The sequence below is a fragment of the Microbacterium sp. ZW T2_14 genome, assembly GCF_044987405.1.
Lineage (GTDB): Bacteria > Actinomycetota > Actinomycetes > Actinomycetales > Microbacteriaceae > Microbacterium.
The window spans coordinates 56,409-66,230 of record NZ_JBJDRK010000019.1 but is presented as its reverse complement, the minus strand read 5'-3'; the positions used below and the strand labels follow the sequence as shown (position 1 = coordinate 66,230).

Below are 9,822 nucleotides of genomic sequence, written 5' to 3'. Positions count from 1 at the left end.
GCCTCCGCTGCGCCTCCGCTGCGGGAGGGCGACGAGGTGCGCATGGTCGTCGAGGCTCGTCGCCCTCCCGCAGCGGAGGCGGCACGAGCCCGCCATTGCGGCCCCACAGTTCGCCGAGGCATCCGCCGTTGCCGACAGTGCCGCTGCCCAGCACATCGCCGGGCACGACGCGCGAGTTGCGCGACGCGTAGGCGACGAACTCGGGGAACGGCCAGCCGGCGTTCGACACCAGGTCTTCGCCGGTCAGCTCGCCGTTGATGTACACCTCGGCGCGGATCGCGAGGAACCCGTCGGCGTCGAGGTAGGGCTCGAGCTCGTCCGCCGTGACGATCCACGGGCCGAGCGCGGTGCCGAAGTCCTTGCCCTTCGCCGGACCGAGGCGCACCTTCATCTCGCGACCCTGCAGGTCGCGCGCCGACCAGTCGTTCATGATCGTGTAGCCGAAGATGACGGATGCCGCGTCCTCGACGGTCAGGTTGGACTCGCCGACGTGCAGCGTGCCGCCGATCACCACCGCGACCTCGAGCTCGAAGTCCAGGCGCTCGGTGACGGGAGGCTGCAGCACGTCGTCGGGACCCAGGATCGTGTGCGGGTTCGTGAAGTAGAACGTCGGCGCCTCGTACCACTCGTCGGCGACGTGGCTCTTGCCTTCCACTCCGGCGCTCACACCCTCGACGTGCTCCTCGAAGGCGACGAAATCCCGGACGGATGCCGGGGCCAGCGGCGCGAGCAGCCGCACCCGGTCGAGCGGGGTTCCGGCCTCGCCGTTGACGCGCGCGAACGCCGCGTGCGCGGCATCCCGTCCCCCGGCGAGGATGTCGGCGACGGTGGATCCGTCCGGGAACGCGACGACGCGGTCGTCGATGACGAAGCCCTCGCCGACGGTGTTCTCATGACTCCAGCGGGCGATTCTCATGCGAACGCTCCTCTCCTGCCGTCCGCCGCTCAGGCGTGGCACTCCAACGGCCGTGCGCCGTTGTACTCGTACATGTCCTGCCAGGCCGCCGGGATGTCGGGCTGGCCGCCCTCCGCCTCGGCCATGGCGCGGTGCAGGTTTCCTACGATCCGCTCCCGCTCTGCGAGCCCCGAGAAGCGGCCGAGATCCAGCCCGCGTGCCGCCTCGAGCGGCGACAGCCCGCGAGCGCGGGCGTCCGCGGCGGCGTCGATGAGGAACCGCAGGTAGTCCGCCACCGGAGCGAACAGCTCCGGCCCCCCGACCGGTCCGTGCCCGGGAACGACGGTCTCGGGCTCGAGCGCCGCCATCTGCTCGAGGGCGCGCAGCCAGCCGGCCGGCGACCCGGAGAGCGCGAACGGCGTGCCGCCGTGGAACACCAGATCGCCGGTGAAGAGCACCCGCTCTTCGGGAAGCCAGACGTACGAGTCGCCGGTGGTGTGCGCCGGGGTGCCCGGATGCCGCACCTCGATCCGCCGCCCTTCCGGTGCGATCGTCAGGGCGTCGTCGAACACGACGGTCGGAATGCGCGGGCTCACGTCGCCCTGCACGAACGGCTCGAAGATGTGCGGGGCGAGCCGGTGCGGGGCGCGCAGGTCGTCGGCGACCCGACGGTGCGCGATGATCTCGGCATCCGGCAGAAGCGACGCGCCGTTGCAGTGATCGGGGTGGGAGTGCGTGAACACCACCCGCCGGATCGGCGACGCCGCCGCCTGCGCCGCCGCCGCGAGATAGGCCTGCGTCCGGGCAGCGGTCGAGGCGACGTCGATGCTCGTGGCACCACTCTCGTCGTCGATGAGCCCCGTGTTGTTGATCATCCAGCCGCCGTCCGGCTGGACGTACGCCCACACCCCGTCGGCGAGCCGCTGCAGCTGCGGTGCGTCGGTCATGCGGCACTCTCCTTCGAGAAGCGCGGCAGCGTCAGCAGGATGATCGTGGCCACCACCATCATCGACGCCGCCGTGATGAGCGGCACGCTGTAGCTGCCGGTGGCGTCGTATGCGAAGCCCGCCGTGACGGGACCGAAGGCGCTGCCGATCATGAACACGCTGTAGACGATGCTGTACAGCGTGCCGAAGGCGCGGGGGCCGAAGTACCGCGAGCTGAGGAAGCCCATGAGGTCGATCTCGGCGCCGAACCCGATGCCGATGAGCAGCGCGGTCAGCGGCGCGGCGCTCGGGCCCGCCCACAGCAGCAGGAGGCAGCCGAGCGCGGCGGCGAGGAAGAGCGGCACGGCGACGTACGTGGCGTAGAACCGGTCGAAGAGCCAGCCGATGAGCGGCCGCGCGATGACGGTGCCGACCCCGACCAGCGAGGACAGGAACGCGGCCTGCACGGGATCGACGCCGGAGTCGATGAGCAGCGGGACGAAGTGGGGCACCATCGTCAGCAGCGCCCAGCCGAGCAGGAAGAAGACGACGCAGAGGCTCCAGAACGCCCGGCTGCGCAGGGCGGCCGCGACGGTGAGGCCCGGGAGCGTCGAGCGATCCACCGCCTGCACGGCGGCGGGCGTGCTGAGGCGGGCGAAGAACACGAGCACGAACGGCAGCGCGCCGAGCAGCGCCATCGTCAGGTACGCGGCGCGCCACCCGCTGTCGGCGATGACGACGCCCATGAGCGGCGGGAGGAAGAGCCCGGCCGCGCCCAGGCCGCCGGCGACGATGCCGAGCGCGATGCCGCGGCGACGGTCGAACTTCTCGACGACGGCCTTGGAGTAGGTCACCGCCGAGGTTCCCGCGCCCAGGATGCCCGCGAGCGCGTAGAACAGCAGGAACGTCGGCAGGCTCGTGGTGAACAGGCCCAGCAGGACCAGCATGAGCACGAAGAGCGGGATCGAGATGACCGCGACGCGCTTGACGCCGAAGCGGTCGAGGAACCGGCCGACGAACGGCAGGGCCGCGGCGAGGCCGAGCGAGCTCATGAGCGAGGCGAGGTTGATCTCACCTCGGCCCCATCCGAACTCCGCCTGCAGCGGCACGACCATCGTGCCGAGGATGTAGCCCAGCGAGCTGAGCCCCACCGCTGCGCCGATGGTGCTGAAGACGAGCGTGGGCCATCCGCGCCGGAACTCGCCGGGCGCTGCCGCCGTGGCCGGGTGGTCTGAAGTGAGGGTCTCTGCCATGAGTACGGTGTGCTTCCTTCAACGGTGAAGACGGATGCCGCGGCCCGGGGCCTGCGACGATCCGTGGTGGTTCAGAGGTGTGGGCTGGCGTCCCGGTGCCGCGGGGACCCGCTCGCGTGCCCTGCGATCCTCATGCCGGCACCTTGGCCGCCAGGAGCGCCTCGGCATTGCCGGCGAGGATGCGCTGGGTGAGCTCGGCGGGCAGGCCCGCGCCGCGCACGAACGAGACCGGGTCGTCGAGGCCCATGTCGAACGGGAAGTCGCTGCCCAGCAGCACGCGCCCGCCGCCGGCGACCTCGACGAGGTGCCGGAGCGCGACCGGGTCGTGCACGACGGTGTCGAACCACAGCTTCTTCAGGTAGCTCGACGGCTCGTGTGCGCAGCCGTGCGCCTCGGGGCGCACGCGCCAGGCGCGGTCGGAGCGGCCGATCGCGAACGGCAGGTATCCGCCGCCGTGGGCGGCGACGATCTTGAGGCCGGGGTGGCGATCGAGGACGCCGGCGAAGATGAGGTGCGACAGCGCGACCGCGTTCTCGGTCGGCTGGCCCACCGTGTTCGAGAGGTAGAACCGGTCGAGCCGCTCGTCGAGCGAGCAGCCGAACGGGTGGAGGAACACGACGCAGCCGAGCTCGGCGGCCCGCGCCCAGAACGGCTCGAGGCGTTCGTCCGACAGTTCGACGTCGCCGGCGAACGACGAGATCTCCACGCCGGCGAGCCCGCGCCCGAGCACCGCGTCGTCGAGGTACTCGACGATGCGCGACGGGTGCTGCAGCGGCACGACGCCGAGGCCGGTGAGCCGGTCCGGCGCCTGCGCGACGTGCTCGGCGATGAGGCGATTGGTCTCCATGGCGACCCACACGGCCAGGCCTTCGGGCGCCCACGGGTAGAAGTGGTTCGGCGACACGCTGACCCACTGCCTCTCGACGCCCTGCTCGTCCATCGCGGCCAGCCGCGCGTGCACGTCGGTGAGCTTCGGGATCCGGGCGCCGACCATGGCGCCGGAGGCCTTCAGGCTCTCGATGCCGTTGCGACGACGCTCGAGGTCTGCCGCTTCGGCGACGAGCTCGGGCGCGCGCCGCTCGACCTCGGCCTGCACCGACGGCAGCAGCAGGTGCGCGTGGACGTCGGTGACGCTCATGCCGGCTCCGCCATCTTGCGCGCGATGCCGAAGATCAGGCCACCGGCATCCGCGTCGCGGTCGCCGTCGATCTGCCACTGGCCGAGCTGGACGGATGCCTCGACCACGGCGGTCGCACGCGGCAGCCGTCGTGCGTGGAACTCGTCCCACAGCGTCTGGTCGACGGCATCCCGTCCGACCAGCAGCTCGGTGAGGACGAACGCGTCCTCCAGCCCTTGAGCCGCGCCCTGGGCGATCGTCGGCGGGCACGAGTGCGCGGCATCCCCGATGATGACGACCCGTCCGCGGTTCCAGGGAGCCGTCACGACGTGCTTCGTGAACCACGTGTAGTTGGCGTGCGCGCCCTTCTCGAGGTCGGCGCGGATGGCGTTCCACGGCCCGCCGTAGGCCCGCGACTCGTCGAGCATGATGCGGGTGGCCTCCTCGTCGGACACCCCGAAGCGGTCCTGCGCCTTCTCGACGAGGAATGCGTACATCGTGTCGTCTCCGGTAGGCGTGTAGCCCGCGATGTATACCGGACCGCCGTAGTAGAGCTCACTGCGCTGGACGTCGGCCGGGCGCGAGACGAAGGTGCGCCAGATGCCCATGCCCGTCGGCTGCGGCTTCTCGTCGATGCCGATCAGATCGCGCACCGTGGAGTGGAGCCCGTCGGCGCCGATGAGCACGTCGTACTCGCCCGCACTCTCGCCGTCGACGGTCACCTCGACGCCGCTCTCACGCTCCTCGATGGCCGTGACCTTTGTCCCGAAGCGGAGGTTCACGCCGGCCCGCTGCGCGTGAGCCAGGAGGATCTGCGCGAGCGCGGGGCGCGGCATCCCCATGGCCGCCGGATAGTCCGGCCCGCCCGTCTTGACGTCGGGCAGCTCGGCGACGATCGGGGCGTCGGGACCGGGCGCCCGCAGGTTCAGCCCCTCGAAGGGGTAGCCGGCGGCACGGATGTCGTCCCACGCGCCGAGCGCATCGAAGACGCGCAGGGCGTTGCCCTGCAGCGAGATGCCCGAGCCCAGAGCGCTCAGCTCGGGCTTCGCCTCGAAGAGGTCGACGTGCACGCCGGCCTTGGCGAGCTGGATGGCGGCGGCGAGCCCGGTCACTCCGGCGCCGGCGACGGCGACCTTCCGTACTGCGGTCATGAAAGAACCTCTCTGTTCTTGAGGGTGTTCGGGTGGGTCTAGAGGAGGGGGACGGGATCCGCGATGCAGCGCACCACCTGGGTGCCGAGGCCCTCGATGGTGCCGGTCATGACGTCGCCGTCCCGCAGGAACCGCTTCCAGTGCTGGCCGTTGCCCGCGGGGCTCCCGGTGAGCAGGATGTCGCCGGGCAGCAGCGGCATGGTCTGCGAGGCGCCCGAGACCAGTGCGGGGATGTCGAACAGCAGGTCGCTGGTCGAGGCATCCTGCATGACATCGCCGTTCAGCTCGAGCCGCACGGCCAGGTCGGCGCCGTCGACGAAACGCGCCGGCACCAGGAACGGGCCGGTCGGCAGGAAGCCGGGCGCGTTCTTGGCGCGGTACCAGTCGGTGCCGATCTCCTTCATGTCCTTGCGGAAGACCAGATCCCGGGTCGTGATGTCGTTGGCGATCGTGTAGCCGGCGACGTGGTCGAGGGCGTCTTCGCGCGAGACGCGGAACGCCTCGCGGCCGATCACGACCGCGAGCTCGAGCTCCCAGTCGTGCACGTCGCTGTAGGCGGGCAGGGCGAGCGGCACGTCGTCGCCGACCACGCATGCGGGCAGTCCGATGAAGAAGTACGGCTCGCCGTTCGCGGCGCGGTCGTCCATCATCTTCGCCGCGAATTCGCGCGCTTCGTCCGGCGTGCGGTCCGAGTTGTTCGTGAGCCCGGCCGCCACCAGCTCGATGACGTGCTGCCGGTAGTTCGCGCCGGTCTGCAGCACCTGGCGCGGCTCGACCGGAGCCGTCAGCGTGACGTCGGCCAGCGGCATCCATCCCTCGGCAGGCTCGGGCGATGACGCTGCCTCCGCGAGAGCAGCGAGCCGGTCCCAGTCGGGGGCGGCGAGGAAATCATTGAGGGATGCCGCGCCCAGCTGTTCGGGCGCGAGCGGCCGGATGCGGTCATGGGCGACTAGGCCCAGACGCACGGAATCGCCCTGCCGGTAGCGGGCGAGGGCGAAGGGGGCGGTCGGGCCGTGCGACGTCGTCGTCATATCTGCTTCCTGGTGGATCGGATGGTGCGACCGGGGCGGCGCAGTCGGCTGCACCGCCCCGGTCGGGTCTCAGCCCTGGCCGTGCTTGGCGTAGGGGTTCAGCAGGGCGTCCTTGATCTCGTCGGGCACACCCTCTTCGGTCGCGGACGGACCGTCGGCCGGCGGGAACGACTCGGTCATCGACATGGGCATCGCGCTGTTGCGGTAGAAGTTGTTCGAGCCCTGCGACGGCTTCCAGGTGTTGGCCTCCCAGTCGGGCACGTAGTTGCGGTAGCCGCCGGTGTTCAGCTCGATGCGCAGGTTCGAGGGCTCCCGGTAGTACAGGAAGTTCTGCTCGCCGATGCCGTGGATGGACGGGCCGTACTCGATCGGGATGCCGTTCTCCATGAGCACGTCTGCCGCGATGAGCAGCTCCTCACGCGTGTCGACCCAGAAGGCGTAGTGGTTGACGCGGCCGGCCCGGCTCGAGCCGTCGAGCACGACACCCAGGTCGTGCGACTTCTCGTTGGTGGTGAGCACCGAGAACACCGAGATCGGCGCCTCGTCGAGCACGGTGCGGGCCATGAACCGGAACCCGAGCACGTCGACGTACCACTTCACGAACGCGTCGACATCGCTCGTCGCGACGGTGACGTGGTCCAGCTGACGCGGTGCGCCGGCGACCTTCGAACGCTTCTCGGGACGATCCGGGTAGATCGAAGCGGTCTGGCCCGCAGCCTGGTGGCGGGTGACGTCCCAGTGCAGCGTCATCGAGTGGCCGAACGGGCCGGTGAACCGGTAGGCGCGGCCGATGTGGGGCACATCGTCGAGCCATTCGCCCTCGATGCCGGCGGCCTCGACGCGCTTCGCGGCCTCGTCGAGCGCCTCGGCGCTCGAGGTGCGCCAGGCCATCGTCGCCAGCGACGGCTCGTCGCCGGGCAGCACGACGACCGAGTAGGCGTAGTAGTCGCCCCAGCAGCGGAGGTAGACGGCTCCATCGATCCGGTCGACGACCGTGAGGCCGACCTGTTCTTCGTAGAACCTGACCGAGGCTTCGACGTCGGGCGAGGTGATCGCCACGTAGGACAGGTGGGACAGCAGCTTGATCATCTTCGATCGGTTCCTTTCCGAAGGGGCCGGTGTCCATCTGGGAACTGCCCCGCACACTACTTTCGCGCGGCCGCGTCTATCCAGGAAGCCGATTCTGGCTATGTGGGGAATCAGCGCTGCTTATGGCGCCTCCTTACCCGCGGCACGCCGAACAACGACCCCGCGGGTCGCGAGGGTCGAGATGGGTGGCGGCGTTACTCGGCCCTGGTCGAGAACGCAGCGTCGAAGGCGGCCACAGGCGGCGTGATCGCGTTGAGCGTGCGCACGAACGCGATCGCCTCCGGCGCGCCCTGCAGGCGATCCATGCCCGCGTCCTCCCACTCCACCGAGGTCGGGCCGTCGTAGCCGATGGCGTTGAGCGCCCGGAACAGCGGCTCCCACGGCACCTGACCGTGCGCGGTCGACACGAACGTCCAACCGCGGCGCGGACTGGCCCACGGAAGGTGGGAGCCCAGCACACCGTTGCGGCCATCGAGATTGGTGATCGACTCCTTCACATGCACGTGCAGGATGTGCTCGGCGAAGTCGAGCACGAACGCCACCGGGTCCAGCTGCTGCCAGATGAAGTGCGACGGGTCGAAGTTGAGGCCGAAGCTCTTGCGATGGCCGATCGCGTCGAGCGTGGCCTTCGTCGTCCAGTAGTCGTAGGCGATCTCGCTCGGATGCACCTCGAGGGCGAAGCGGACGCCCACCTCCTCGAAGACATCGAGGATCGGGTTCCACCGGTCGGCGAAGTCCTGGTATCCGGCCGCGATCCACTCGTCCGAGGCGGGCGGGAACATCGCGACCGCCTTCCAGATCGACGATCCGGTGAAGCCCGTCACCGTCGTGACCCCGAGTGCGGCGGCGAGGCGCGCGGTCATCTTGAGCTCCTCGGCCGCACGCCGCCGCACGCCCTCGGGGTCACCGTCGCCCCACACGCGATCGTTCAGGATGTCGCGGTGGCGCTGGTCGATCGGATCGTCGCACACAGCCTGCCCGGCGAGGTGGTTCGAGATCGTCCACACCTTCAGCCCGTTGCGCTCGAGCACGTCGAGCTTGCCCTGCACGTACGCCGCGTCGTTCCACCGCGACACGTCGAGGTGATCGCCCCAGCAGGCGATCTCGAGGCCGTCGTAGCCCCACTCGCCGGCGAGCCGCGCAACGTCCTCGAACGGCAGGTCTGCCCATTGGCCGGTGAAGAGGGTGATAGGTCGCGTCATCTCCGAACTCCCTTGTTCAGCACAGTCCCGCTGTCACTGCGATTCTGCCTCAGCGACCGGCGTATGCGGCGACATCGAGCGGCGCATCGTTCCGCGGCCGCGCGCGCGGACGCCGTCCATCGGCGGAATCTATGCGGCCCGGGCGCGCCATCGACTGGCTGGATACAATCGCAGGACAACGACACCGAAGGATCACATCGCCGTGACCGACCACGCGCTGCTCTCGCGGCTCGACTTGAATCTGCTCGTATCTCTTGACGCGCTGCTTACGGAGCGCAGCGTCACGCGCGCCGCGGAGCGACTGCATCTGAGCCAGCCGGCACTATCGGCGTCGCTGGCGCGGCTGCGCGCTCACTTCAACGATCCGATCCTCGCCCGGCGCGGGAACACGTACGAGCTGACGCCGTTCGCGCTGCGCCTGGCGGAGCACACCACCACCGCACTCGATGCCACGCGCCGTGTGTTCGAGAGCCAGGCGACGTGGGAACCCTCCGAATCCTCGCGCGAGTTCCTCGTGTACGGGTCCGACTACGGCTTCACCACGATCGGACGCGTCGTCTCCGAGCTCGCGGCGGAACGTGCTCCCGGGGTGCGGTTCCGCTTCGCCCTGCACAACCCCCTCATCGTCGAAGACGCTGCCAACCGCCTGCGTTCGGCCGACGCCATGGTGATCCCTCACGGCATCCTCACCGACCTGCCCTTCGCCGATCTGTGGCACGACCGCTGGGTCGGCATCGTCGCGGAGGAGAACACCGCCGTCGGCGAGGCGCTCACGATGCAGGACATCTCCACGCTGCCCTGGGCGATGCATTACCAGTCCCGCTCGGCGTTCACATCGGCGGAGCGCCAGGTGCAGCAGGTGGGTGTCGAGCCTCGCGTGGAGGTCGTGGTCGAGAGCTTCATGTCGCTGCCCCTTTTCGTCGCCGGCACCAGCCGCATCGGCCTCGTGCAGGCGGCGCTTGCACCGATCGTGGAGCGGATCGGGGGCCTTCGCATCGTCAGCCTGCCGTTCGAAGCCACGCCGCTGACGAATGCGCTGTGGTGGCATCCCGTTCACGGCCGCGACCCGGAGCACGCCTGGATGCGGGCGTTGTTCGTCGAAGCGGGGCGCATCGTCGAAGCCCAAGCGCAGCTCCCCTGAGCCGACAGGGACGTGGA

At 70.0% G+C, this 9,822-nt stretch carries 9 protein-coding genes; 1 reads left to right on the top strand and 8 read right to left on the bottom strand.

Features of this window, described 5'->3' with window-relative positions:
* The 8 genes from ACI3KY_RS08695 to ACI3KY_RS08660 form a co-directional block, all read right to left on the bottom strand.
* A partial coding sequence (locus ACI3KY_RS08695; protein WP_404929777.1) for a fumarylacetoacetate hydrolase family protein occupies window positions 1–916 on the bottom strand: 916 nt, incomplete at its 3' end.
* Window positions 917–945: 29 nt separating this feature from the next.
* Complete coding sequence (locus ACI3KY_RS08690) at window positions 946–1,842, bottom strand: MBL fold metallo-hydrolase (RefSeq protein ID WP_404929776.1); 897 nt, start codon at window positions 1,840–1,842, stop codon at window positions 946–948.
* Window positions 1,839–3,074: an MFS transporter gene (locus ACI3KY_RS08685; protein WP_404929775.1), complete on the bottom strand. Its 1,236-nt coding sequence runs from the start codon at window positions 3,072–3,074 to the stop codon at window positions 1,839–1,841. The genes ACI3KY_RS08690 and ACI3KY_RS08685 overlap by 4 nt, the downstream gene beginning before the upstream one ends.
* Window positions 3,075–3,204: 130 nt before the next feature.
* On the bottom strand, window positions 3,205–4,212 hold the full coding sequence (locus ACI3KY_RS08680; protein ID WP_404929774.1) for an amidohydrolase family protein: 1,008 nt from the start codon (window positions 4,210–4,212) through the stop codon (window positions 3,205–3,207).
* Entirely contained in the window at window positions 4,209–5,342 is a 1,134-nt protein-coding gene (locus ACI3KY_RS08675; RefSeq protein ID WP_404929773.1) for an FAD-dependent oxidoreductase, read from the bottom strand. Before ACI3KY_RS08675 ends, ACI3KY_RS08680 begins: the two co-directional genes overlap by 4 nt.
* Window positions 5,343–5,380: 38 nt before the next feature.
* Complete coding sequence (locus ACI3KY_RS08670; protein WP_404929772.1) at window positions 5,381–6,373, bottom strand: fumarylacetoacetate hydrolase family protein; 993 nt, start codon at window positions 6,371–6,373, stop codon at window positions 5,381–5,383.
* 69 nt (window positions 6,374–6,442) lie between these two features.
* Window positions 6,443–7,462 (bottom strand): VOC family protein, encoded by a 1,020-nt coding sequence (locus ACI3KY_RS08665; protein WP_404929771.1) that lies wholly within the window; start codon window positions 7,460–7,462, stop codon window positions 6,443–6,445.
* Window positions 7,463–7,656: 194 nt separating this feature from the next.
* Window positions 7,657–8,664: a sugar phosphate isomerase/epimerase family protein gene (locus ACI3KY_RS08660; RefSeq protein ID WP_404929770.1), complete on the bottom strand. Its 1,008-nt coding sequence runs from the start codon at window positions 8,662–8,664 to the stop codon at window positions 7,657–7,659.
* A 202-nt stretch (window positions 8,665–8,866) separates the two neighbouring features.
* Between ACI3KY_RS08660 and ACI3KY_RS08655 the strand changes: the two genes are divergently transcribed.
* Entirely contained in the window at window positions 8,867–9,805 is a 939-nt protein-coding gene (locus tag ACI3KY_RS08655) for a LysR family transcriptional regulator (protein WP_404929769.1), read from the top strand.
* The last annotated feature ends 17 nt before the right edge of the window (window positions 9,806–9,822 follow it).

Bases quoted from the DNA above. Each gene is read 5' to 3' on its own strand.
- ACI3KY_RS08690 (WP_404929776.1), bottom strand. From the start codon at position 1,842: ATGACCGACGCACCGCAGCTGCAGCGGCTCGCCGACGGGGTGTGGGCG.
- ACI3KY_RS08685 (WP_404929775.1), bottom strand. From the start codon at position 3,074: ATGGCAGAGACCCTCACTTCAGACCACCCGGCCACGGCGGCAGCGCCC.
- ACI3KY_RS08680 (WP_404929774.1), bottom strand. From the start codon at position 4,212: ATGAGCGTCACCGACGTCCACGCGCACCTGCTGCTGCCGTCGGTGCAG.
- ACI3KY_RS08675 (WP_404929773.1), bottom strand. From the start codon at position 5,342: ATGACCGCAGTACGGAAGGTCGCCGTCGCCGGCGCCGGAGTGACCGGG.
- ACI3KY_RS08670 (WP_404929772.1), bottom strand. From the start codon at position 6,373: ATGACGACGACGTCGCACGGCCCGACCGCCCCCTTCGCCCTCGCCCGC.
- ACI3KY_RS08665 (WP_404929771.1), bottom strand. From the start codon at position 7,462: ATGATCAAGCTGCTGTCCCACCTGTCCTACGTGGCGATCACCTCGCCC.
- ACI3KY_RS08660 (WP_404929770.1), bottom strand. From the start codon at position 8,664: ATGACGCGACCTATCACCCTCTTCACCGGCCAATGGGCAGACCTGCCG.